Origin of the sequence: Acinetobacter sp. BD54, assembly GCF_044778325.1 — a bacterium.
GTDB lineage: Bacteria > Pseudomonadota > Gammaproteobacteria > Pseudomonadales > Moraxellaceae > Acinetobacter > Acinetobacter baumannii.
The window spans coordinates 362122-387703 of the sequence record NZ_JANJEP010000001.1; the positions used below are offsets into that span (position 1 = coordinate 362122).

The following is a 25582-nucleotide window of genomic DNA, read 5'->3' on the forward strand; positions in this document are numbered from 1 at the left end:
GGATGAGGCAAAAAGAGGAACTTATTCTCTTTTTGCCTCATTTTTATAATAAGAAATTCTCTAAAACTTCACGGACTGACTCGGATATTGGAACAGTCTTGCGTGTTTCGCGATCAACAAACACATGCACAAAATGTCCTTGAGCTGACGCTTGGTTTTGACCTTGTTTAAAGATTGCCAATTCATAGCGTAAAGATGTTGTACCAATTTTACCAATCGCAACGCCTACCTGAATAACTTCTGGAAATGATAACTCTTGAAAAAAGCTACAAGCTGAGTCGACGACTAAACCAATTGATTTTGCTTCATGAATATCAAAACCTGTTTTCTGGATGAGCAATGCATTGGCTGCCGTATCAAAATAGCTATAGTAGGTCACATTATTCACATGACCGTAAATATCGTTATCTGCCCAGCGAGTTTGAATATCTAAAAAGAATTTAAATTGATCACGAGTTTTTAAAACGGGTTTAGTCATTAATAAATCGCCTGATAAATTGCTAAAGCAGCTGCTTCTGTCATGTCACGTGGATTATTTTGTAGTAATCGAGTTTGCAACATGGCATCTTGAGCAAGTATTGGTAAGCTAGACTCTTCAATACCTAACTCACTAAGTTTTAAAGTCAAACCACTACGGTCTAAGTGATTTTGCATATGGTCAATAAACAGATCACATAACCCATCGGTGCTACCGTTACTATATGGGTCTAGCCATTGCATAAGTTCTGCATAGTATTGTTTGGCATAGGGAGTATTAAATTTCAGTACTTCAACGAGCACCAAAGCATTGGTATGTCCATGCGACAAATGAAAATGTCCACCCAATGGATAGGCTAAAGCATGCACGGCAGCAACAGGTGAGTTTGCAAATGCCTGACCCGCAAGCATTGAGCCGAACAGCATGTTCTGACGTGCCTCTAAATCATTACCGTTTTTAAGAACTTTCGGTAAGTTATGGTTCAGCAGCTTCAAAGCGTGTTTCGCTAAAATATCGGTATAAATATTTTTCTTATGTTTAGAGGTATATGCCTCAATGGCATGGACCATCGCATCAATACCTGTAGCAGCCGTAATATGGGCAGGTAGATTTTGAGTAAAAGTTGCATCAAGAATTGCTGTATCGGCATAGAGTACCGGAGAGACAATTCCCATTTTTGTCGTTTCACCTGTAGTCACTATTGATATGGGCGTCACTTCCGAGCCAGTACCGGCTGTAGTGGGAATTAAAATAAGTGGAAGTCGGGCTGTTTTGACCTGATTTACCCCATACATTTCTTGTAGGTTTTGAGTTTGGTTAGGATGTGCGAGTAAGGCAATCACTTTGGCTACATCTAAAGAACTTCCGCCTCCAAAGCCGACAATAACATCTACATTTTGCTGTTTAGCATAATTCGCTGCATCTAATACCACTTGCTCTGGTGGGTCGGCCTGAACATCAGCATAAATGACATGTTCAATTTTAAGAGTATCTAAAATTTGAAGAATAGGCCGGTGTAACTGATTTTTAATCATACCTGCATCTGTTACCAGTAATAACTTGCGGTAAGTTTTTGATGCCAACACATTCTGTAATTCTTGTATAGAACCGAGTCCTGAAATAATGTTGGGAACGGTCTGAAACTGAAAATGGCTCATATACATTATTTCCTTATTTTTGAAAATTATTATAGATGCATTCTATAGGATTCATTCTGCAAATTCTCTTAAAAGTAGCTGTGCTTTTAAGCTGCATTTAGTTAAAGAAAATTCACTTGAAAATTGGCATTTTATAAACTAATTTTCAAAATCATTAAATGAAATTAGATTGTGAATACCTTATTGGTAAATGCAAATAAGGTAAATTTTTTTAAGGATATGCATGTGAAAATAGATACTGATGTCAAAACTGGATACGGCAAGGATACCGACAAAAATGGATATGCAAATATTAAGTATCGTGAGCTAATTCAAAGATTAACAGCAACATTATCATTGACGCTTTTGTCATTTGGATGGGGCTCTACAGTAAACGCAGCACAACAACAAATCGCTTTAGTAGGAACCTGGACATCTATCCCAGATGCACCGCTTGTGCAAAAACCAGAAAAAGCCAGTGAAGGTTTGTACCAGCTACAAGTTAATGCTGACGGGACCTTAACTCCTGTTAAGGTATTGCAAATGAAAAGTCCATCTTGGGTTGTAAAATCGAAAGATGGCCGTTTTGCATATACCACTAATGAAGAAAATGAAGGGGCGGTAACGGCATTATCGGTTCAAAATGGAAAGGTAGAGGTATTGAATACGGTAAATAGTCATGGCGGGCATCCAACACATGCATCCATCAGTTTAGATGGTAAATTCCTATTTGTGTCGAATTATTCTGCATTTGATAAAGGACGTGGCGGTGTCGCTGTTTTGCCAATTTTACCAAATGGACATTTGGGTGAAATGGTACAAAATATTGTTTTTTCGGAGGGTTCTGGTCATGTTAAAGGGCGTCAGGATAGTGGCCATGCCCATTCGACAACTTTTAGCCCAGATGGTAAGTATTTATATGCAAGTGATCTTGGAAATGACAAAGTCTATGCTTTTCGTTACAACCCAAGTAAGCCTCAACCACTTGAAGCGGACAAGAGCCGAGATGTGAGTTTTAAGCATGGTTCTGGTCCACGTCATATGGTCTTTTCACCAAATGGTAAACAGGCATACATTACCGCGGAAATGCGAAGTGAAATTGTGACGTTTAACGTACAAGATGGCCATTTGAAAAAAGTCGCTGAGCTAAAACTGGTTCACGAAGACAAAACACCTGAATTCAAGAGTGCAAGTGGAATTATTCTTAGTCCAAATGGTAAGTATGTGATCGCTGCAAATCGTGGTGCGGACAACAAACTTTTGGTATTTAAAATCCAACAGAATGGGCTTTTAGGTCAACCACAAGTTTATAAGGCCAATGGTATTGAACCACGTGCTTTTTCATTTGATGAGTCAGGTAAATATCTGTATGTGACGAATGTTTATAGTAATAACATTAGTTTATTCCGTTTTGATACCAAAAATGGCTCATTAAAACCTTTAGGCGATGCAGCTAAAATATCGACTCCAACTGATATCAAATTCTTTTAATAATTTTTTCTCACACTGATCCTGCAATATTTATAAGCTATTACATTTTTCAGTGTTCATTGCTACAGATACTCAATCTTGAAAGACAATCAAGATTGAGTTGAGGATTGAGCACATAGAAAATTCCTTTAAAATTTCTCATTTTACTTTTCAAGCCGCGTGAGTTTTGAGAAAATGAGGGCTTGTCACAATGGTCAATTCAAACCTGATAATAATGAATAATTTTGTCGGGTTTTTGCAGATTTTTGCGTGTAAAATACTTATTTATTTTTTAGTTTAAGTGGTTGGAATAAATTTCTAATGGAAGCACAGTATAAGGTGTTATGTGTCTGTTTAGGAAATATTTGCCGTTCTCCCACGGCTGAAGTGGTTTTTAGACATTATTGTGATCAGCATCAACTCAATATCATTGTCGATTCAGCTGGAACAAGTAACTATCATCCAAATAAAGCACCTGATCAGCGTAGCCAATTGCATGCAAAAAAAAGAGGCTATGACTTATCTTCTTTGCGGGCAAGACAACTTTCAACTCAAGACTTTTTAGATTTTGATTTGATTTTGGCAATGGATCATCAAAACTTTGATGATATTCACGACTTGCTACAAAGAGCTATCTTCCAATTTGGCAGTCATCAAATTCGGGCAAAAGTGGCATTAATGAGTGAACATGATCCTCAATATCCACAACAAGCTCTGCCTGACCCTTACTATGGTGGAGATGAGGGCTTTGAACGTGTACTCGACCAATGTGAATCAAGTGCGTTGGCGTGGATTAATATCCTAAAAAAACAATTAAATGTTTAAAAACAGGTTTTTCAATACAATGCAAATTCAAAATCAAGTACAGCTTAAGCCATTCAATACTTTAAGTTTAGATGTTACAGCTTCTCATTACACTAAGGTCAAATCTATTGAAGATATTGAAGAAGCTTTAGCTTTTGCTAAAGAGCATGAGCTAAATGTACTTGTATTATCTGGCGGTAGTAACATGCTATTACCGCAACAAATTAATGCTTTAGTTATTCATCTTGATATTCAGGGCATAGACGTTTTATCTGAAGATCAGGATTTTATTCGAGTTAAAGTCGGTGCAGGACAGGTTTGGCACGATTTCGTTTTATATACTACAAAACAAAATTGGTTTGGCTTACAGAACTTGGCACTTATTCCGGGCTTGGTTGGTGCTTCACCAGTGCAAAATATTGGTGCTTATGGTGTTGAGGTTGGTGAGTTTATTGAGTCGGTACAAGTCTATGACCGTCTATTAAAACAAACCGGATCAATTTCGGCAGCAGATTGTCATTTTTCTTATCGACATAGCATTTTTAAAGATGACCCAGCTCGTTACATCATTACTCATGTCACCTTTAAGCTGCTTAAACAAGCCAACCTAAAGCTAAATTACGGCGATTTAAAACAGGCAGTAGGAGATAACCTGACTGCTGAAAATTTACAAAATCAGGTCATTCATATTCGTCAAAGTAAATTACCTGATCCAAAAGAATATCCGAATGTAGGAAGTTTCTTTAAAAATCCGATTGTAAATACTCAAGAATTTGAACGATTAATCGCACAATTCTCAACAATTCCACATTATCCTCAGGCTAATGGTAACGTTAAAATTGCTGCTGGTTGGTTAATTGATCAGGCTGGATGGAAAGGTAAACAGCTCGGTGTAGTGGGAATGTTCCATAAGCAAGCCTTGGTTTTGGTGAATTATGCCAATGCATCTCTTGCGGATGTAAAGAAAACTTATCAAGCTGTACAACATGATGTTGAACAGCGTTTCCAAATTATGTTAGAACCAGAGCCTGTGCTTTATAACAATTTAGGTTTAATTGAAAATCATACGGAATAGTTTTATGCCAAAAGTACACTTGATGGTACGTTTTGTACAAGTAGTTACTGTACTATTTGTACTATTAGGCTGTTTCGTGATTTTTTTGTATTCGCCGTTTTATTCAAAACTTATTGTAGCTGGACTTAACTATTTTGTTCCGGTAGATGTTAATGAGGTGGCTGCGGAAAGCCAGCGAAAAGCAGCATTAAGTGAACATGATAACTTAGAGCCGGGGTCAAATTTATGGATTGCTCGTCAGGCTTATTTGAAGTTAACAGAAGATGCTTTACGTGAAAATAAGACAGCAGATTTGGGTTACATACAAGAAAACTATAAGGCTTTGCAGCAAATTATTCTTTTAGAAGAAAAAGAACAAGAACTACAGGAAGAGAAAGAAACGACGGCTGTGAGTGTTCCTTTGGTTGCGAAAAACTCAGAAATTGATGCGGCCGATGAAGCAAGTAGCCCTATTGATGCAGCACTTTCTATTAATAGTTCTGAAAATAAAGCCCTTACAGAACAATATACGGAGTTTTTAGCAAGAAAACCTGTAGTGCCAGAGCATCAAAAAGCGGCGAGTGAGCCTGAGCAGAAAGTTGAATATGTTCGTAAAAACCCTCTGCCTGCTCAACCTAAAAAGTTATCAGAGCCTTATGCGATTGTAGTATTGGGCGGTGGTTTAACTTTAGATAAAAATGGCAAAGATATTGTAGTTAACAGCTATACGCGGTTAAGACTAGAAAAAACCTTAGAAGTTGAAAAGAAAAACCATCTACCTATCGTATTAAGTGGAGTTGAAGCCCCTTATATGCAAGCATGGTTGAAAGCACGTGGAGTAGATGCAAAATTATTAGAAAAGCGCAGTATGAATACCTGTGAGAATACTCGCTTTAGTTCATTGTTACTTCAAAAGAAAGGTGGTGCGCCTACAGTTATGTTGGTCACAGATGAATATCATATGCCACGTACGCGCCGTTTATTTGCTTTAAATGGGATAGAAACTATTCCTGTTACCGCTCCAATGCCAACCCCGCTTACACGTTGGCAACCGAGTACACAAAACTACGATCATAGTCGTCGTGCAAATTATGAATTACTTGCGACAATTCGTGACATGTTATTTGGTTCAAGTGATTGTCGAGAGGTGCCTTAATGTCTGAGATTCCATTTCTCAATCCTGCCGTATTAAAACAATTAGATTTACCGGTTCCGAACCGTGAACTCACTCCGCAAGTTTTAAGCCCACTCAATTTAAATACCTTAGAAGAACCTTCTCGTGAGCTTTTAGCATACCGTAAATTATACGGTTTACATTTACTGGACTGTGAGCATTGGCAAGGCTATGTCCAAATGCCTTTATTTCGTCTGCATGTCCAAGTTTTTAAACCTAAATTAGACAAAATCCAAGGAACCGTATGTTTATTGCATGGTTATCTGGAGCATAGCGGAATTTATCAGCCCATTATTCGCGAAATACTTGAACAAGGCTTTAGTGTTATTACCTACGACTTACCTGGTCATGGTTTGAGTAATGGTTCACCTGCAAGTATTCAAAATTTTGACCATTATCAACAAGTTTTGATGGCGGTTTATCAATATGTCAAACATGCTGATCAATTACCGAAACCATGGGTAGGTATTGGTCAAAGTACGGGTGGGGCAATCTGGATGCATCACTTGCTTGAGTATGCAGAAAAAAGACAAGACCCAATCGTCGATAGGGTTTTATTGCTTTCACCATTAATTCGACCTGCTAAAACAGCATGGTGGCATAATCCGGTAGGTCTAGGCATTATTCGTCGTATTAAGCGTCAAGTGCCTCGACACTTTAGACGGAATAACCATAATCCTGAATTTTTAAGATTTATTCGTTTAAAAGATCCATTGCAGCCACGCATGATGGGCATGGACTGGATTTTGGCAATGTCAAAATGGATGCAGGAAATGGAAGAGCGACCTGCTTGTCGTATTCCTGTCTGGCTTGCACAAGGGGCATTAGATCAAACAGTAGACTGGCGTTACAACATCGAGTTTATTCGCCGTAAGTTTAGGCTTCAAACCTTATTGATGCTGGAAGAGGGTTCCCATCAATTAATTAACGAACGTGCAGATATTCGTGCGGCTTTAACAGGTTTAATTCCAGCCTTTTTACATGCAAAGCCGAAACATTTTTATTATTAAAGTTTGAAGCTGCCTATAGAGGCAGCTTCAGTTTTAACTATTTAAAAATGATTGGCGTCAGCCATATTCCACATACGATAATAGAAATTATCATCATCATTTTTCAGTTCAGATTGTAAAAGCTCACCTTCTTCTAAGAAGAAGTGTAATTGAGCATAGTTTTTAATTTCACGGTCATTAATCCGTTGAGCTAAATGATGAGCTTTAATATCCGATGGATGACGTAAACCTGCCGCAGCAATCATTTCTGATAATGCATGTAATGTATTTTTGTGGAAATTAAATACGCGTTCTGCTTTGGTCGGTACATGGAGTGCTTTCTGGCGATCTTTATCTTGGGTTGCAACGCCTACAGGACATTGGTTTGTATGGCAACTTTGCGCTTGAATACATCCAACTGCAAACATAAAGCCACGTGCTGAGTTCACCCAATCTGCACCGAGTGCAAATGTGCTGGCAATATCAAATGCACTAATAATTTTACCGCTTGCACCAATTTTAACTTGATCTCTTAGGCCAGCACCTACAAGTGTGTTATGCACAAAACGTAGGCCTTCACGTAATGGTGTTCCGATATAGTCACTAAACTCAATAGGGGCTGCGCCAGTGCCACCTTCAGAACCATCAACTACAATAAAATCAGGCACAATTTTTGTTTCAAGCATTGCTTTTACAATACTCATAAACTGCCAAGGTTGACCAATACACAGTTTGAAACCTACCGGTTTACCACCAGATAAAGTTCGTAACTTCTGTAAGAAATGCATCATTTCAATTGGTGTCGAAAAGCTTGAATGCTTCGCAGGAGAGATACAATCATGGTCACGGGAAACACCACGGATCTCGGCAATTTCAGCAGTAATCTTATGTTTAGGTAAAATACCGCCATGGCCCGGTTTAGCCCCTTGCGAAAGCTTAAGCTCAATCATTTTGATTTGTGGCAATTGAGACTGCTTAGCAAACTTCTGTTCATCAAATTTTCCGTCTAAAGTTCGGCAGCCAAAATATCCACTGGCAATTTGCCAAACAATATCACCACCATTTTCTAAATGATAAGGGCTGAGACTACCTTCACCGGTATCGTGATAAAAACCGCCTAATTGTGCTCCTTTGTTTAATGCACGTATTGCATTCGCACTTAAACTACCAAAGCTCATGGCAGAGATATTCATAATGGATGCACTATAAGGTTGAAGGCATTGGGCATTACCAATTTGGATACGGAAACTCTTAGGATCCGCTGGTGGACATGGACTAATGGAATGAACAATAAAGCGATAATCTTCTTGGTAGACATCAATAATTGATCCAAAAGGTTTATCTGCATTCTCATTTTTAGCACGTTGATAAACCAAACTTCTTTGCATACGCGAGAAAGGAAGGGCATCTTGATCCGCTTCAATAAAGTATTGGCGAATTTCAGGGCGTATATCTTCAAATAAAAAACGGAAATGGCCCATAATCGGGTAATTTCTTAAGATTGAATGTCTATTTTGTAGGACATCATATAGACCTAATAAGCTTAATGCGCTACTGACGACCCATAAACCGTTGAGTAAAGTATCCGAAATAAAATAATAAATACTATGAGGTGTATATACGGTTCTAAACCACGTGATTGTGAGTGCAGTAAAAATACACAAGAACCAAATAGAGTGGCGTGAAAAGAATGTATTGAGAAATTTATGTCGAATGATTTGTGCCGGACTCGCCATATGTGAACAAATTCCTAATGTTTTACTGGCACATACCTTGCCAAGAAGCAGCCAAAACTACAAGTAGGGAATTGTTTAACCGGTATTTTATTCATTTAATCTTTTACCAACTGATCATCTCTCTAATACGAGAAGCTGATGAGTTGGCAAAGACCAGAGCTTTATTAAGCTTTAAGAGGGAGCTGTTTTTTTATGAGCAAAATAAATAAGGTGATGACTAAGCTAAATCCAAAAATAGGTAAACTCAGCCCTAGAATAGCAAGCATTAATGTCGTAATTATTCTTTGTTGTGTAGTTGCATGTTTCCATACGAACAAAGTTTGGTTAATAAAATGATGGGTCGTAAGTTTTACATTGGAGGTTTTAAACCAAGCTTTATACGCATAAACAATCATTACACATAGCCCGAGCACATACAGAACCAGAATTAATTGATTGACCCAACCGAATAGTACCCCAATATGTGCATCAACTCCCCAGCGTGTAAGTTTTGCAACTAATGAATAATCTTTAAAAGCGAGTTTATCGATTACCTTGTGTTCATGCATATCAATCGCAATACTATCTGCTTGTGTGGGCCATTTACGCTGTATTTCCGCAACAGTCCAAGCTTGGTTCTCAGCAACTGGCGGTTTGATTTGTATTTCTGTTGAATTAATCCCATTTGCTCGAGCAATTGCTAATACAGAATCGAATTCAGCTGGCATGATGTCTAAATTTGGCGTTTTCATGATCATTTCGTGATGTTCATGATGAGCCATTTCTGGCAATGAAATCTGATTTAGTGAGGTGGTCAATGTTGGTGTTTGCCAGTTTAACCATTGACGGGCAATACGAATATTATCACCAGCCCATTGAGACCATGTAAGACCAGTAATCGCAATGAACAATAAAAGTGGTAGTAAAGCTAACCCAATAGAACTATGCCATTTTAATAAGTGATTTTTATTTGTTTGTCTGTTTTTGAAGTTTGAGCGACGCTTCCACCAACTGTATAGCCCACTTAAAGTTAAAAAACCAAGCCAACTTGCAGCAAGTTCACTATAAAAACGTCCCCATTTTCCTAATAATAAATTGCTGTGTAATTGATCTAAGAATGTACGTAACGGTAATACGCCACTGGTTCCATACACAGCAAGTTGTCCTTTTACAGAAAGCGTATAAGGATCAATAAAAATGGCTTCATTATTTAGATGGTGTGTATGATCGGAAAAAATAACCCGCGTAGTTTGCACAGGGCTTGGTGATGGTCTGACTTCTGTAATTTTTGCAGTTGCAGGCATGACCTCTCTTGCGCTTTCAATCTGCTGGCTTAGAGGGTGTATCTCCTTATTTAAAGGCTGAACGTATAATACATCTTTATAGATGAATTGCTCTAGCTGAGGCGTAATTGCATATAGTAAGCCAGTAAATGCGGCAACAAATATAAATGGGGCAATAAAAATACCAGCATAAATATGTATGAGACGGAACAGACTACGCCAAAAGCTAGAAGTAGGGGACATTTTAAAGTGATATCGAGCAAACTTTGTCGTGAAGTATATCTACTTTAAATTGTATTTTGAAATTGCACTTTTCATTGGCCAGCTTGATTGTAGATTTTCTAAAGTATCATTGTGCTAAATTGCTAGCAATGCTGGTGCTTGGTGTTATGAAATATCTCGTAAATTTTGCTCTCTGAATACACAGCTCATATGATCAATACAATATTTAGTATAGATATTTATGAAAAAGCACTTTATAGAAAAATTTTTATTGTTAAGTTTGTTTTAAATATTATTCTTTTAATTTATCTAGAGAAACTAAATAGCCTATGATTTATTTCTTAATAATTATAATTTCTTAATTTATTCTAGTACCAATAGATTTATGATGTTGGTTTGAGTGAATACAGCTAATGAGTAAGAACTCTTTTATGGATATTAATGGTTTATGTCTAAGCTTTTTGAGAGAGTTTTATATTGTTACTAATTCTATTGGTTAATATTTTAAGAAAAATTATCTTATTAATTTTTATAATATTTACTGCTTAATAAAATTTTTAAATGAAGCTTTTAGACTAAAAAACAAAAGTATACACTCTTGTTTTTTAGTCTAGTATTTCAATGTTATTAAATTAAATAGCGACTAATTCCTCAATTTTCTCAAGATCGATTATTTTTTTAATATAAGACCAAGTTTTTTCAGCATTAATTAAATTTTTATCAATTGTTCCATCATTAATAACTCCATCGAGGATATTAAGAAATAGATTGGTTAATGCAGCGGCGTCTTCTACCTGAATTTTAATTAAAATAGAAAAAACAAGCTCATAGAGCCATTCTCTATATTCATTAATAGGATTTTTAACGGATGGGTAAAGTTGTACTACTTCCATAGTTGCCTTTTTAAATAAGCATCCATTAAAGTCTTCTGTGTAAATCCAGTCAATATACCAATTAAATAAGCTTCTGAGTTGAACTAAAGGTAGGTCATTGGTATTGATTCTTTCTAATATAGCAGACTGTATATCAGAATTCCTTTTGTAAAGGCATGATTCTATTAGCTTTTCCTTTGAAGGAAAATACTTGTAGAATGTCATCTTTGCAACATTGGATTCAGCAATAATTCTGTCCACTCCAATAGAGTTATAGCTTTTTTCATTAAAAAGGGCAGTTGCTGTTTTTATAATAGTGTCTCTTTTTGACATCGATTTCCCCGTAGTAAATCTTTTGAAATCCGTTTCTTTTTTAAGGCTAGTGCTCTGGCAAAAGTCAGTTTAATCATATTGAAAACGCTAATGTAATACAACATGTGAGAGCCTAAAAAAATAGTATTTTTCGATATTAATTGTTATTTGATTCATTAAAAAAATTCATTAAATTATCCATTGATTTGTAGTAATAATAAACCTAATATCAAATTGTTTAGGGATGAGTATACAATTTTATTTAGTAGCAAATGAATGCACGATTAAAATAATGGGGAACTCATAACCTAACTATAAGAATTAATTTGTTATTGAGAATGATTATGTCAAAAAAATTTGAAGATTTCGATAATCCAAGACAAAAGGCATTACTGGGGATGAAGAATAGTATTCCTACAGAACAGTGGGAAGAAAATCTAAAATTTCTCAAACAATTAAGAGCGAGAATTGCTGAATTACCAGTATGTAAACATCCGGCGATCGAAGTTTTAAATAATGGATTGCTTGATAAATTCACTTTAACAAGAATTCATTTAGAATATCGTCATGCGATTGTTCAGATCTTTACTGATGCCTTATTAATGGCCCAGTTCCAGACAAAACAATTGGAGCCTAAACTCCATTCTGGAGCTAAAATGTTTCCACGTGTTTTATTAAGTTTAAATGTACTTGATGAATTTGGTTTTAGACCAGGAACAGACCCAGACAATTATTATCTAGGTAATCCGGAGTATGCACATTATCCTTTATATGAAGATTTATTAAATGATTATGGTTTGAGTGAGAAGGACCGTAGAGAGTATCAACCTTCAAAAATTGCAGATCAGGTAAGAAATTTTCTAGAATCATCTTATGATAGTTATATTAAAGTAGTTGCTTTACTTGCAGTGGCGGAAGAAGAAGTGATTCTTTTTAGCCCACCACTTCGTGAAGCGACTAAAGCCATTGGTGTAGATGTTGAAGGTGGCGGCTATTACCATGTTCATGGGGTATCTACTGACGAAACCTCAGAAGCAGCAGATGATGATCATGAAGATGATCTCTGGTTTGCGTTAGCGCAAGCAATAACTAAAGAAGACTATGAAAGCTTAACAACGCTTTGTATGGATTATTGTGCTTTATGGAATGAGTTTTGGGATGCACAAATTGCTGATATTCACTACTTAGAAGCAAAGAAGTTAGCATAACTTGTATTCATAGTAAGACGAATAATTGATAAAAACTAAAAAGCCTATTCACATATGAATAGGCTTTTTTAATACTTTAAATCCAGCCCATCTATAAACTAATAACCTGAAGTATTTCATTTAATACATTATTTGCATCTGTGGGAAATGATAGAATTACGAAAGTCAGTAAGTTGATATGTATGGGGCTTAAAAACATGCATCCTATAAGTGTGAGCAAATGAATACATTCATATACAGCTATCTAAAATTTTTAACCTATTGAAAGTACAAAGGTTTACGTCTTGTTCCCACCATTTACAATCCAAACCAGATTAGGCGGATTCTACTTCTTTTATTATTCCATTGTTGGCACATTTATGCCGTATTGGAACTTATATCTCCAAGATCAGGGATTTGATTATCAAGAGATAGGTATTTTATCTTCTATTGCTATTGTGACGCGCTTCTTTGCCCCTTTGGTTTGGGGCTGGATCGCCGATAAATCCGGTAAAAGAATGCTATTAGTGCGGATTGCCACATGGATGGAGGCATGTATATGGTTGGCTATTTTTATAATTCCTAATACCTTTCAGTCCGTCGCTTTACTGATGCTTATTTTTAGTTTTTTCCAAAACGCTATTTTAGCTCAATTTGAAGGAGTAACTTTATTTTGGTTAGGAGACCAAAGGGCGAAACTTTATGGCAAGATTCGAAAATGGGGATCAGTTGGGTTTATTGTAGGTGTATTTACAATAGGGGCAATTTTAGAAATCATTCCGATTTCAATGTTGCCTATATTATTGCTTATCATTGCCTCATTAGCATTTATTTGGGCATTTACGATACGTGAACCAGAAGGGGCCCCAACTTCACAAAAGCATTTAGAACCTTTATTGCCCGTGCTGAAACGTCCTGAAGTTGCTGCTTTTTTCACAATTGAGTTTATTCTTCTTTTTTCACATGCACCTTTTTATAGCTTCTATAGCAATTTTCTGAAATCGTTAAATTTTAGTACGACGGAAATTGGTTTTTTATGGGCTATGGGCGTGGTTTCTGAAATTGTGATGTTTGCATATGCAACTACGTTTTTTAAATATTTTTCTTGGCGTAGCCTTGTAGCAGTATGTTTGATTTTGACAAGTATACGCTGGTTATTAGTTGCTATTTTCTCTCACTATTTCATAGGTCAGTTATTTGCACAGTGCCTACACGCTTTTAGTTTTGGCTTATTTCATCTCATCGCAATGAGGCTTATCTTTCAAAACTTTTCAATAGGGCAACAAGGTCGAGGTCAGGCTTTTTATAGCACCATGTGGGGGCTTGGAGTGGCGTTTGGGAGCATTTTGGCTGGTCATTACTGGAAAATTCTTACGGGCGAGCATATTTTTATGATCGCTGCTTTAGTGGTTCTATTTGGTATGTGCTTTGTCTATTGGTTACCTAAACAAATCGAAAAGTCAGTTTCTTAGATTAAATAGTGATAAAAATTGTTAGGAATACAGAGTTAAAGATAGAAATTGTTTGATGAGAAGTATCGGTTCGTTACGGTTGAAAAATATTGTTTTTATATGGTTATGAAACAATGTTTTTCTAAAAAAATGTGCTAACTTAAACCCATGCGTTTAATGATTAATAAATCTATGAAAAATATTTATATTATGGGATTATTATTGGCTTGTTCTGGTTTTGCTATGGCTGAGACAGTGACTCAACAGCCAACAGAACAACCTGTTCGCACTGCAAGTAATCCTAATGCTATACGTATTGTTACGCGTCCTGAAATTATGGGATTATGGGGAATGGAGATTCCAAATAATAAAAAATGTGTAGAGTATTATAATTTCCGCAGTAGTAACGATGTGGTGATTAAAAGTGGTGAAGAGTGGTCATACGGTATTTATGAATATCAGCCATCTGATGACCCTAAAGAGCAGCTATCGGCTTTAGTAATGCAAATTAAGTTTGATAATAATAAAGTAGATTGTTCTGGTCAGAAGCAAGATCAGACAGGTGATATTTCTCAATATTTCGTGCAATGGAAAAATGACCATACTATTAATTTCTGCTCAACGGCTAAGGGTGAGCAATGTTTCGCAACTTTACGCCGTATGTTGCCATAAACAAGTAGATATAAAAAAGCCTCTTATTTAAGAGGCTTTTTTATATGAAGCAGATTAAGCAGTTTCAGCTTTCTTTTCTTCTTCCACTTGCTTTAACAAGTGTTTTTCAAGGTAATGGATGTCCATTGCTTGAGAACAGAAGTTTTTATCCTGCAAAATAAGATCTTTATGTAAAGGAATATTGGTTTTAATTCCTGTAAGAATCATTTCATCTAACGCTTGACGCATGCGGGCAAGTGAAGTTTCACGATCTTTACCATGAGCAATCAATTTTGCAATCATTGAATCGTAATATGGCGGAATGCTATATCCAGGATAGATATGAGAATCTAAACGAATACCCGCACCACCTGGTGCATAGAAACTTTCAATTTTACCTGGTGAAGGTAAGAATGTTGTTGGATCTTCGGCATTGATACGACATTCAATGGCATGACCACGAACTTCAATATCTTCTTGTTGAAGCTCTAAGCCTAAACCAGCTGCAATACGTAATTGCTGTTCAATAATGTCAACCCCAGTTACCATTTCAGTTACAGGGTGCTCAACCTGAACACGAGTATTCATTTCAATGAAGAAGAATTCACCATCTTCAAATAAGAATTCAAACGTACCAGCACCACGATATTGCATTAACTGACATGCGTGTACACAGGCTTGTAAAATATCAGCACGTGCTTGTTCCGGTAGATTTGGAGCAGGAGCTTCTTCTAACACTTTTTGGTGACGACGTTGTAATGAACAGTCACGGTCATATAAATGAATCGCGTGGCCATTACCATCACCCAAAACTTGAACTTCGACATGGCGAGGTTTTTGTAAGAAGCGTTCCATATACACGGTATCATCGCCGAACCACATTTCTGCATCACGTTGAGCCGCTTGAACTGACTCAAGTAGTGTGTCTACACGTTCAACAATACGCATACCACGGCCACCACCACCAGCTGCCGCTTTAACAATAAGCGGGAAACCGATTTCTTTCGCTTCAGCTAATGCGTTATGGATAGTTACAGCATGGTCGCAGCCAGGTACCGTAGGTACGCCAGCTTTTTTCATTGCAACAATTGCAGAAACCTTGTTACCCATTAAACGAATATGTTCTGGGCGAGGGCCAATAAATGTGAAACCTGAGCTTTCTACAATTTCAGCAAACTCGGCATTTTCCGAAAGGAAGCCATAACCTGGATGAATTGCATCGGCACCAGTAATTTCTGCAGCAGTAATAATTGCCGGGATGTTTAAATAGCTATCACTACTTGCACCCGGACCAATACATACTGCTTCATCAACGAAACGTAAATGCATCAAATCTTTATCGGCATCTGAATAGATACCAACAGTTTTGATTCCTAATGTTTTGCAAGCCCGGGTAATTCGTAAAGCGATTTCACCACGGTTTGCAATTAAAACTTTTTGCAACATAGATGTCCCCGGGGTATTACGCGCGATAACGGAATAAAGGTTGACCGAATTGGATCACTTCACCATTTTTCACTAAAATTTCTTCAATCACACCGCTTTGAGTTGCTTCAATCGGGTTCATGATTTTCATTGCTTCAATAATACCCAAAGTCTCACCAGCAGATACTGTTTGACCTACTTTAACAAATGGTGCTTCGCCTGGGCTTGGAGCAGCATAGAACACACCAACCATAGGAGAAGTTTCAACTGCTCCACGTGGTGTTTTTGCAACAGGTGCTTCAGCAACAGGAGCTGCCGGAAGTGCTACACCAGCCGCAGCAACGACAGGATTGCGACGAGTTAAAGCGATCGATTGATCACCTTCTTTAACTTCAATCGCTTGCAAGTCAGACTCAATCATTAAATCGATGAGTTTCTTAATTTTGCGGATATCCATGGGCGACTATTCCTGAACTAGTTTGGGTTAGATGGTTGAATTTTTTCAATAGCGTAATCGAGTGCAAAGCTATAACCTTTTGCGCCTAGACCACAAATCACGCCAATTGCTTTGTCTGATAAATAAGAGTGATGTCTGAAAGTTTCACGTGCGTGAACATTTGATAAATGTACTTCAATAAAGGGAATGGCAACGCCAAGTAAGGCATCGCGTAAAGCAACTGAAGTGTGAGTGAGGGCAGCAGGGTTAATAATAATCAGTTTTACGCCTTCTGTTTGTGCCTGATGAATACGGTCAACAATGGCACCTTCCCAGTTGCTTTGAAAAGTATCTAGTGTAATTGAGGCTTGTTCAGCTTGAGCAATAAGTTGTTGGTTGATATTGTCTAGGGTAAGATGACCATATACTTCTGGTTCGCGTTTTCCCAGCAAATTCAAATTCGGTCCATGAATTACCAAAATGGTCGAACTCATTCAGATTGCTCCAGCTCTAAAGTTGCAAATAATCTTTGCAAGATGTCTGCAAAGTTTGCTTATTATGGCATATGTTTCTACAAGTTTTTTATAATTTCTTTTAATTGTCGCAGAAAGGGTACACCAAATTCGGCTTATATATTGTAAATTTTGCGACGAATTAGCAATGTTAAAAAATGACAAAATTTCAAGTAATTTAACGGAGCTTATTTTAAACCGAATTGACAAAAACAGTTCATGTATTTTGTGTAACGGGGGTATAAGCATCTTCAATCGTTAACATTTCATTCCAGCGTGTTAGGTAATTTTTTGAGCGATGACATTGTTTCATTTGCCAAGATGGATTACGTGAGTGATATCCAACTTGTAAATAGTGGCTACCAAAGCGCTTACGGACTGTACCTAAAGTTTCCATCAATTGTCGTCTTTGATGAATAAGTTCCAGAGGCTGCCATAAATCATCAATATGTTGCTGACGTGCGTGTAGAGCACAAAATAATACTCCAATTTTTATGTAACTTTTATTTTCTTTATATAAAACATCAATTTGCTGCATAGCTGCTTTAGTAAGTATGCATAAATCATCTGTTGCATAATGAAGACCAATTGCTTGAGATGTGGCTTTTTTATAGGGCGGTTTGTCGGTTTTTTCATAAAGCATAACTTGAACACAGGCACAAAGTTGTTCTTGTTTCATTAAACGGCGATGTGCCCGGTTAAGGTGAAAGATAAGTGCTTGTTTAATAATCTCAATACTGGATAAAGCTTGAGCAAAACTTCGTGATGCTAAAATCCGTTTCGTTGGAATAGCTGGATCATCAAGTTCAATACATGATTGGCCTTTTAGCTCACGAATAGTGCGTGCCATGACCACAGAAAATGCCTTTGCCATATGGTGTTCATTGGCAAAAGTTAAGTCTAGGCATGTGTACACCTCATAACTTTGTAGCTGTTTGACTAATTGATAGCCGATTCCCCATACCTCTTTGACTGATGTCTGTTGCATGAGGTCTTCCATAATTAATGGATCTAAGGTGATGAAATTACATACTCCTTTAAAACTTTTAATTTTCTTAGCATAGTGATTGGCAAGTTTTGCTTGTGTCTTTGAATATCCAATTCCAATGCAACAAGGTAAGCCTAACCATTTTAGGAGAGTGCTTCTCACTTTATTGCAGTAGTCAGAGATATCGATAGATTGGAGGTAAGGGGTGAGATGAATAAAGCATTCATCTATAGAGTAGGCTTCTAAATCATCTGGAGAGAAAAACTCACCGAGAACAGCAAAAAAACGGCGGGACATCTCGGCATATAAAGTGTAGTTGCTTGAATAGACTTGAACGCCTGCTTGTAAAGCATCTTTTTCAATTTGGAACCAAGGTACTCCCATTTTTATTCCTAAAAGTTTTGCCTCTTCACTACGTGAGACCACACATCCATCGTTATTAGATAAAACAACTACAGGTTTATCATTGAGTTTAGGGTTGAAAAGACGCTCACAGCTGACATAGCAATTATTAATATCAACCAGTGCATAAACTTCACGGTGTGAGATATCTTTCATGATTTCATTCCCTTACTCATTAACTGAAATCTGCATTTTGAATTTGTAACATAATCAAGTTAACAAAATTACGGGCTGATATCTAGGGGAGTTTCAGTTGTTCGTCGAAATTATAGATAGGAGATAAAATCTATGAAATGTCAGTTATTGATATGGAAATGTCTGAAAATGATAAGTTTTAATTGGTTATGATCGGAAACATAAGAGCTATATTTAATCGATGAGTTGAGTCTTTTAAATGTAGTAATGCGTATAACGCATTTGTCTTATGGGTCTTTCAAGCTGTCTTTGTTAATAAAGACAGCTTTTTTTTATAATGTGTTTAAGTATTTTTTAGAGTTTGGCTTGATTGTAGCACTCGAGATTAATGCATTGTGCACTCAGTTCTATGATTTGATCAGGGGCTAATTGAAGTTTTTCCCATTTTTGCATTTGCTGAAATAACCAATGGAAATCTTCAGGTTGGGGAGCCGCATTTTCTTTAACCAAGTACTTTACAATATTTTGAATCATATAATATTTATCGACATGTACTTCTTCAGAACAGTGAAATCGGACAATCCCAAACTCGACCAATAACTTTAAGACAGGTGCAAAATCTTTTAAATTACTCAATTCTTTTTGAGCTTTCATAATTGCCGTTGTAAGGGCAACTAAGGTTTGAGGATGTTGTTCAGCCCATTCTTGAGTTACTGCGAGAACTTTATCTGCCACATTGGGAATAATGTCTTGACTTGAGCAGACGATTTTACTTAAGCCTAAAAGTTCTCCTTGAGTATTCCAAGGCTCTCCCACACAAAAACCATCAATCACATGGTTATCTAAAGCTTCGACCATATACGGTGGCGGAAGTGCTTTGAGTTTGAGCATTTGAGCTATTCTAGAGTCTGCCAACGCAAGCCATTCTCTTAAACAATAATGATGGATTGAATGTTTAAATACATGGGCTAGAGAAAGAGTATGATCTTGCTCAATGTATTGAGTAACTTTTTGGGCGGTAGTTTGTGCATTATCGTTTTCTTGAATAGCCAATTGATGAATTAATTTTTGGCTTAAGCTGATAAAAGCACGGTTTTTACTTAAAACGAGCGGGGTTTGCAGTGCAATACCAATTTGATCTGCACCCATTGCTGCTGCAGGGAGCATTGCAGATAAACAATGTGCAGCATCTAATAAACCAAAAGCTAAACGGTCGCGTAGACTTGCCCATGATGCTTCTTTGACTAAAGTAACATCTAAATCGACTTCTTCGAAGAAACCTTGCTGCTTTGCCCAAAGTAAAGCGATGCAATCAAGTAAAGGAATATAGCCGAGTTGCAATTGAGTCTTTTCTAATTTGCTCATTTATTCATCCTTTAGTTGATCATTTAGTAATTTTTGAGCGTCAAGTAAACGCCGTGCCATTTCTCCAATCGTTATACGGTGACTCATGGCATTTTTTCTGAGTAATTGAAAAGCTGTGTCTTCAGGTAAGCCATGCAGTTGCATGAGTAGCACTTTGGCCTTTTCAACATCTTTACGATCGGCCAGTTTGGTTTGAGCTTCTTTTAAGTCACCTTCGAGCTTTTTATGTTTTTTATATTGCTCAATTGAAATCTCTAAAATGGTATGTAAGCGGGCGGGGTCTATGCCATCTACAATATAAGCCGTTACGCCTGCATCTATAGCTTGTTTGATGGTGTCTTTATCTGAATTTTTAGTGAATAGAACAGTTGGTAGGTCATAGCTACTCACACAACTTTCAATAATGTCACGATGGGGATGATCCATATCGAGCAAGATGACATCGGCTTGTAAATCTTCAAGACGAAAAATATTTAAGTGGTCCAAAGTAAGGCAGGCAACCACTTCAAAGTCATTTTCAAGCAGACTATTTTTTATATAGTCGGCCCGCGCATGATCATCATCGATAAGAGCTATTTTGAGTTTTGGCATAAGTTCAGAAAATCAGGCTAAGAAAATGCGCCAATTCGACGCGTTTTTTGTTATCAATTTTTAAGCAAGATTAGTGCCATCCAAAATTAAACAAAAAATTAGGCATGAGTGGTCCTTTACTATGCTAATGCATTGTTTTGATCAATATTGGTGCAAAAAAGCGATTCATTTTGTGGCAAGACTTATTTTTGTTTAAACCATATAGACGAGCAGCAATAGTGCAGGGAAAATTAAATATTCTTTTTGGATAAAAATGGGTTTTGTATTAAGTATTTGAAAATAAAAATAAAAAATTATTAATATTAATTTTAAAAAGAATTGGCATGCAAAATGCTTAGTTAATTACAGGTCGAAGACGACCATAAGTTTTAAAGACGGCCAACGATGTCCGTTCTGATCGAATTTGTGAGTGCAACTGTACACACAGAAAATTTACGTTCAGTCGGAGTGAAGGTTATGTCTTTATTTTTATTGCATAAAAAAGTTACATCTGAATTAACTAATTTTTCAGTTTCAGCGATGCGAGCTTTCCGTATGAGGGGGCTCGCTTTTTTTATTTGTTTTTATGACTTTGCTATGCATTGGGTGTCGTCAACGAGTGGAAAAAATGGGTTCCAAGCAGCTATACGCTTTGTGATGTTGATACGTTTCTCGGTAGAGCACAAGGCAAAACAACAATGTCTATTTGAGAACGCAAGAACGCAGCTTAAAAGCAACGTGATTTGAGGAGAAACACTATGAAATTGGTAATGATTGGTCATGGTATGGTGGGCCACAAATTCATCGAAGCCATTTTAGAAAAAGCAGATGATGAACTGGAAATCACGATTCTTGCAGAAGAACCTCGTATCGCATATGACCGCGTGCATTTGACTGAATACTTCTCAGGGAAATCGGCAAAAGATTTATCTTTAGCACGCTTTGATTTTGCTGATGCGTATGGCATTGACCTGCGTTTAAATACTAAAGCAGTGGCGATTGATACAGCTGCACAAACCGTAACAACCAATCATGGTGATGTGATTAGCTATGACAAGTTGGTGCTGGCGACCGGTTCATATGCATTTGTTCCGCCAATTCCGGGTAATGACCGCGAGAACTGTTTTGTTTACCGTACCATTGAAGATCTAGATGCCATTCGTGCAGCAAGTTTAAAGGCTAAAACAGGCGTAGTAATTGGCGGTGGTTTACTTGGACTTGAGGCAGCCAAAGCATTACGTGATTTAGATTTAGAAACACACGTTGTTGAGTTTGCACCACGTTTGATGGCAGTTCAAATTGATGACTTAGGGGGCAAGGTTTTACGCCGTAAAATTGAAGATTTAGGTGTAAAAGTCCATACACAAAAAGCGACTCAGTCTATTGAGTCTGGGGTAAATACCACTCATGTGATGAAGTTTGCCGACGGTAGTGAACTCGAAACTGATGTGATCTTATTCTCTGCGGGGATCCGCCCACGGGATGAATTAGCGCGTAATAGCGGACTTGCGATTGGTGAGCGTGGCGGTATTGTAATTAATGATTATTGCCAAACATCAGATCAAAACATTTATGCCATTGGTGAATGTGCGCTTTGGCAAAATAAAATTTATGGCTTGGTTGCACCGGGCTATGACATGGCGCGTATTGCAGCAAAACACATTTTAGATGAAGAGTGTCATTGCTTCGCTGGCGCAGACATGAGCACCAAGTTGAAGTTGATGGGCGTTGATGTTGCTTCTGTTGGTGATGCACATGCCATGACCCCAGGTGCATTAAGCTATTTCTATGCAGATGAACATGCACTGGTTTATAAAAAGATTGTTGTAAATGCCGACAAAACCAAATTGCTTGGCGCGGTTTTAGTGGGTGATGCCAAAGAATACAACGACCTTTTACAAATGATGTTGAATGGTCTGGCTTTACCGGAAGTGCCTGAAAGTTTAATCATGCCGGGTTTTGAGCAATCAGCAGCAAAATCTGGTGGCAGCGGAGTCGATTTGCTGCCAGACAGCGCGACTATTTGTTCATGTAACAACGTATCAAAAGCAGACATCTGCCAAGCAATTAGTGATGGTTCGACCTCTTTAGGTGCATTAAAGAAATGCACCAAAGCAGCAACAGCATGTGGTGGTTGTGCACCATTAGTGACTCAAGTATTGAAGTCAGAGTTACAACGTCAAGGTGTGACTGTTAACAATCACATTTGCGAACACTTCCCGTACTCGCGTCAAGAGTTGTATCACTTGGTTCGTGTCAATGAAATCAAGACATTTGATGATTTGATTCATCAACATGGTCATGGTTTAGGTTGTGATATTTGTAAACCGGCGGCAGCAAATATTTTGGCCTCTTGCTGGAATGATTTCGTACTTAAGCCAAGTCATGCAGGCCTGCAAGACAGTAACGACTACTACCTAGGTAACATTCAAAAAGATGGCTCTTACTCAATTGTACCGCGTATGGCAGGCGGGGAAGTCACTCCGGATGGCTTAATTGCGATTGGTCAAATTGCGAAGAAATATAACTTGTACACCAAAATTACTGGTGGTCAACGTGTTGATATGTTTGGTGCGCAAGTTCATGAACTTCCATTTATTTGGGAAGAGTTAAATGCTGCGGGCTTCGAGTCTGGTCATGCCTATGGTAAGTCGTTACGTACAGTGAAATCTTGTGTGGGTAGCACTTGGTGCCGTTACGGGGTAGATAACTCGGTTGGTTTAGCGATTGAACTTGAAAACCGCTACAAAGGTTTGCGTTCACCGCATAAATTGAAAATGGCAGTGTCTGGCTGTACACGTGAGTGTGCGGAAGCGCAAGGTAAAGATGTAGGCGTGATTGCCACTGAAAAGGGTTGGAACCTTTATGTATGTGGTAACGGTGGTATGAAACCACGTCATGCAGAATTACTCGCATCTGACCTCGATAAAGAAACACTCATTCGTTATATCGACCGTTTCTTTATGTTCTACATTCAAACGGCAGACCGTTTACAACGTACCAGTGTATGGCGTGACAACATGGAAGGCGGTCTAGACTACCTTAAATCTGTGATCGTTGATGATTCTCTTGGTTTAGCTGCCGAGCTTGAGCGCCGTATGGAACACATTATTGGTACATATCAAGACGAGTGGCGTACAGCTGTCGAAAACCCAGAAGTTCGTAAACGCTTCCAGACCTATATCAATGCAGGAGCGAATGAACAAGCTGATCCGCACATTCAATTTACAACTGAACGTGGTCAAATCCGCCCATTAACTGAAGCTGAACGTTCAGAAGACCGCATTCCAATGGTTGAAGCATAAAGGAGAACTTATATGAATATTGTACAAGACAAAAATATGCTTCCTGATGATCAATGGATTGACGTTTGTGCCCTCGATGATTTAACCCCAAACACGGGTGCAGGAGCGCTAGTGGGCGGTCAAGCGGTTGCAATCTTCCGTGTGGGGCATGAAAAACGTGTTTATGTACTGAGCAATAAAGATCCGTTTAGCCAAGCGAATGTGATGAGCCGCGGGATTATTGGTGATTTACAAGGCGAACGCGTCGTTGCATCACCAATTTATAAACAACATTTCAGTTTAGCTACGGGCCGTTGTTTAGAAGATAAAGACCAAAAATTGGCGGTTTATCCGAGCAAAATTGTTGATGGTCGTGTTTGGGTCAATGCGGTGCCGCAAAAAACTTATATTACCAATACAGGTGTATCACAAGACAAACTTAGACTGGTGCTGATCGGGAATGGTTTGGCAGGGATGCGTTGTCTGGAAGATTTGCTTGATATGGCCCCAGACCGTTATGAAGTTACGGTGATTGGTGAAGAACCATGGGGTAACTATAACCGTATTATGTTGTCTCCGGTTTTATCGGGTGAGAAAACCATTGAAGACATTATGTTGCATCCACCGAAGTGGTACGACGATAAAGGCATTAAATTTATTGCTGGTGATAAAGCCGTAAAAATTGATCGTCCGCGTAAAGTGGTTTACACCGAAAAAGGCCAGACAGTTGATTATGACCGTTTGATTCTGGCAACAGGCTCGGCACCATTTATTCCACCAGTTCAAGGTGTTGACCTAAAAGGGGTGTTAACTTTCCGCGATATTTATGATGTTAACACCATGATTGAATACTGTGGTTCAAAAACTAATGCAGTCGTGATTGGCGGCGGTTTGCTGGGTTTAGAAGCTGCCTATGGTTTAAAGCAACGTGGTATGAACGTCACGGTATTGCATTTAATGGACCGTATTATGGAACGCCAACTTGATGGGCGTGCGAGTCAATTACTTCGTCATAGTATTGAGCAAAAAGGCATTCAAATTATTACCGAAGCCAATACCGAAGCGTTAATCGGTGATGAAAATGGTCATGTCAAACAAATCCGTTTGAAAGATGGCACAGTGTTAGATGCTGACCTTGTGGTGTTTGCTGTAGGTATCCGTCCGAATATTGCTTTGGCGCAAAGTGCTGGTCTACGTTGCAATCGAGGGGTGTTGGTGAATGACACCATGCAAACATTTGACCCAAGTATTTATGCGGTGGGTGAGTGTATCGAACATCGTGGACAGACCTTTGGTTTAGTTGAGCCACTATGGGGGCAAGCTTTTATTTGCGCGACCCATTTAGCAGAGCACGGCAGCTTAACTTTTAAAGCACCGACCGTACCGACTCAGTTAAAAGTCAGTGGAGTCGATGTATTCTCGGCGGGCAATTTTGAACCGAAAGATGATTATGAAGACATTATTCTGAACGATGAAAAACGCCAGATTTATAAACGCATTATCATTCAAAACGATCGGGTAATCGGTGCAGTACTGTTCGGTGATACTGAAGATGGCATGTGGTATGCAGAGTTAATTGCAGATCAAACTCCTGTTTCTTCATTTAGAAATAAGCTGCTATTTGGTCGAGATTTTGCATTAAAAAATGCAGGCTAAATAGGGAAAGG

22 protein-coding genes and 1 pseudogene are annotated in these 25582 nt (G+C 38.0%); 12 read left to right on the forward strand and 11 right to left on the reverse strand.

Annotated elements, in window-relative coordinates; genetic code table 11:
- Positions 1 to 43 precede the first annotated feature (43 nt).
- Positions 44 to 478: a thioesterase family protein gene (locus NQ782_RS01770; RefSeq protein ID WP_086231114.1), complete on the reverse strand. Its 435-nt coding sequence runs from the start codon at positions 476 to 478 to the stop codon at positions 44 to 46.
- A complete protein-coding gene (locus NQ782_RS01775) occupies positions 478 to 1635 on the reverse strand; it encodes an iron-containing alcohol dehydrogenase (protein WP_086231113.1) in 1158 nt (385 codons plus the stop codon). Before NQ782_RS01775 ends, NQ782_RS01770 begins: the two co-directional genes overlap by 1 nt.
- Before the next feature lie 225 nt (positions 1636 to 1860).
- Between NQ782_RS01775 and NQ782_RS01780 the strand changes: the two genes are divergently transcribed.
- The 5 genes from NQ782_RS01780 (at position 1861) to NQ782_RS01800 (ending at position 7126) form a co-directional block, all read left to right on the forward strand.
- A complete protein-coding gene (locus NQ782_RS01780) occupies positions 1861 to 3105 on the forward strand; it encodes a lactonase family protein (protein ID WP_086231120.1) in 1245 nt (414 codons plus the stop codon).
- Positions 3106 to 3405: 300 nt separating this feature from the next.
- Positions 3406 to 3909 (forward strand): low molecular weight protein-tyrosine-phosphatase, encoded by a 504-nt coding sequence (locus NQ782_RS01785; protein ID WP_000388070.1) that lies wholly within the window; start codon positions 3406 to 3408, stop codon positions 3907 to 3909.
- A gap of 19 nt (positions 3910 to 3928) precedes the next feature.
- Complete coding sequence (gene murB / locus NQ782_RS01790; RefSeq protein ID WP_001166920.1) at positions 3929 to 4963, forward strand: UDP-N-acetylmuramate dehydrogenase; 1035 nt, start codon at positions 3929 to 3931, stop codon at positions 4961 to 4963.
- Between the two features lie 4 nt (positions 4964 to 4967).
- The gene (locus NQ782_RS01795) at positions 4968 to 6098 is read left to right on the forward strand and encodes a YdcF family protein (protein WP_001127152.1); all 1131 of its coding nucleotides are present in this window, start codon (positions 4968 to 4970) and stop codon (positions 6096 to 6098) included.
- A complete protein-coding gene (locus NQ782_RS01800) occupies positions 6098 to 7126 on the forward strand; it encodes an alpha/beta hydrolase (protein ID WP_001290023.1) in 1029 nt (342 codons plus the stop codon). The genes NQ782_RS01795 and NQ782_RS01800 overlap by 1 nt, the downstream gene beginning before the upstream one ends.
- Positions 7127 to 7167: 41 nt before the next feature.
- On the opposite strand, the gene NQ782_RS01805 is transcribed toward NQ782_RS01800, so the two are convergent.
- From NQ782_RS01805 to NQ782_RS01815, 3 genes are all read right to left on the reverse strand, one after another.
- Positions 7168 to 8841, reverse strand: a complete 1674-nt coding sequence (locus tag NQ782_RS01805) for an FMN-binding glutamate synthase family protein (protein WP_086231112.1) — start codon at positions 8839 to 8841, stop codon at positions 7168 to 7170.
- Positions 8842 to 9005: 164 nt separating this feature from the next.
- Entirely contained in the window at positions 9006 to 10346 is a 1341-nt protein-coding gene (locus NQ782_RS01810; protein WP_086231111.1) for a PepSY domain-containing protein, read from the reverse strand.
- Between the two features lie 611 nt (positions 10347 to 10957).
- On the reverse strand, positions 10958 to 11530 hold the full coding sequence (locus NQ782_RS01815; RefSeq protein ID WP_000043926.1) for a TetR/AcrR family transcriptional regulator: 573 nt from the start codon (positions 11528 to 11530) through the stop codon (positions 10958 to 10960).
- 323 nt (positions 11531 to 11853) lie between these two features.
- Here NQ782_RS01815 and NQ782_RS01820 point away from each other — a divergent pair, with 323 nt between their 5' ends.
- From NQ782_RS01820 to NQ782_RS01830, 3 genes are all read left to right on the forward strand, one after another.
- Entirely contained in the window at positions 11854 to 12717 is an 864-nt protein-coding gene (locus NQ782_RS01820; protein WP_000037356.1) for an iron-containing redox enzyme family protein, read from the forward strand.
- Between the two features lie 284 nt (positions 12718 to 13001).
- Positions 13002 to 14168 carry an MFS transporter gene (locus tag NQ782_RS01825; protein WP_199983518.1) on the forward strand — a complete coding sequence of 389 codons (1167 nt, stop codon included), beginning with the start codon at positions 13002 to 13004 and terminating at the stop codon, positions 14166 to 14168.
- Between the two features lie 147 nt (positions 14169 to 14315).
- Positions 14316 to 14819 (forward strand): hypothetical protein, encoded by a 504-nt coding sequence (locus tag NQ782_RS01830; RefSeq protein ID WP_001238663.1) that lies wholly within the window; start codon positions 14316 to 14318, stop codon positions 14817 to 14819.
- Positions 14820 to 14873: 54 nt separating this feature from the next.
- On the opposite strand, the gene accC is transcribed toward NQ782_RS01830, so the two are convergent.
- The 4 genes from accC to NQ782_RS01850 all read right to left on the reverse strand — a co-directional run bounded on the left by accC (position 14874) and on the right by NQ782_RS01850 (position 18717).
- Positions 14874 to 16244, reverse strand: a complete 1371-nt coding sequence (gene accC, locus NQ782_RS01835) for an acetyl-CoA carboxylase biotin carboxylase subunit (RefSeq protein ID WP_000939648.1) — start codon at positions 16242 to 16244, stop codon at positions 14874 to 14876.
- Between the two features lie 16 nt (positions 16245 to 16260).
- Positions 16261 to 16680 carry an acetyl-CoA carboxylase biotin carboxyl carrier protein gene (accB, locus tag NQ782_RS01840; protein WP_000354611.1) on the reverse strand — a complete coding sequence of 140 codons (420 nt, stop codon included), beginning with the start codon at positions 16678 to 16680 and terminating at the stop codon, positions 16261 to 16263.
- Positions 16681 to 16697: 17 nt separating this feature from the next.
- Positions 16698 to 17153 (reverse strand): type II 3-dehydroquinate dehydratase, encoded by a 456-nt coding sequence (gene aroQ / locus NQ782_RS01845; RefSeq protein ID WP_000099414.1) that lies wholly within the window; start codon positions 17151 to 17153, stop codon positions 16698 to 16700.
- A 235-nt stretch (positions 17154 to 17388) separates the two neighbouring features.
- A complete protein-coding gene (locus tag NQ782_RS01850) occupies positions 17389 to 18717 on the reverse strand; it encodes a Y-family DNA polymerase (RefSeq protein WP_057093879.1) in 1329 nt (442 codons plus the stop codon).
- Between the two features lie 216 nt (positions 18718 to 18933).
- On the opposite strand from NQ782_RS01850, the pseudogene NQ782_RS01855 reads away from it, so the two are divergent.
- A pseudogene (locus NQ782_RS01855) lies at positions 18934 to 19034 on the forward strand (hypothetical protein).
- Positions 19035 to 19050: 16 nt separating this feature from the next.
- Here the strand turns inward: NQ782_RS01855 and NQ782_RS01860 are convergent.
- A complete protein-coding gene (locus NQ782_RS01860) occupies positions 19051 to 20061 on the reverse strand; it encodes an ABC transporter substrate-binding protein (protein ID WP_049068583.1) in 1011 nt (336 codons plus the stop codon).
- Complete coding sequence (locus tag NQ782_RS01865) at positions 20062 to 20652, reverse strand: ANTAR domain-containing response regulator (protein WP_001125253.1); 591 nt, start codon at positions 20650 to 20652, stop codon at positions 20062 to 20064. It abuts the gene before it with no gap.
- Between the two features lie 384 nt (positions 20653 to 21036).
- Here NQ782_RS01865 and NQ782_RS01870 point away from each other — a divergent pair, with 384 nt between their 5' ends.
- The 3 genes from NQ782_RS01870 to nirD are packed head-to-tail and all read left to right on the forward strand — an operon-like array spanning position 21037 to position 25571.
- Positions 21037 to 21378: a hypothetical protein gene (locus tag NQ782_RS01870; RefSeq protein WP_000114559.1), complete on the forward strand. Its 342-nt coding sequence runs from the start codon at positions 21037 to 21039 to the stop codon at positions 21376 to 21378.
- 11 nt (positions 21379 to 21389) lie between these two features.
- The gene (gene nirB / locus NQ782_RS01875) at positions 21390 to 23936 is read left to right on the forward strand and encodes a nitrite reductase large subunit NirB (RefSeq protein ID WP_000780171.1); all 2547 of its coding nucleotides are present in this window, start codon (positions 21390 to 21392) and stop codon (positions 23934 to 23936) included.
- Between the two features lie 12 nt (positions 23937 to 23948).
- Complete coding sequence (gene nirD / locus NQ782_RS01880; RefSeq protein ID WP_001028494.1) at positions 23949 to 25571, forward strand: nitrite reductase small subunit NirD; 1623 nt, start codon at positions 23949 to 23951, stop codon at positions 25569 to 25571.
- The last annotated feature ends 11 nt before the right edge of the window (positions 25572 to 25582 follow it).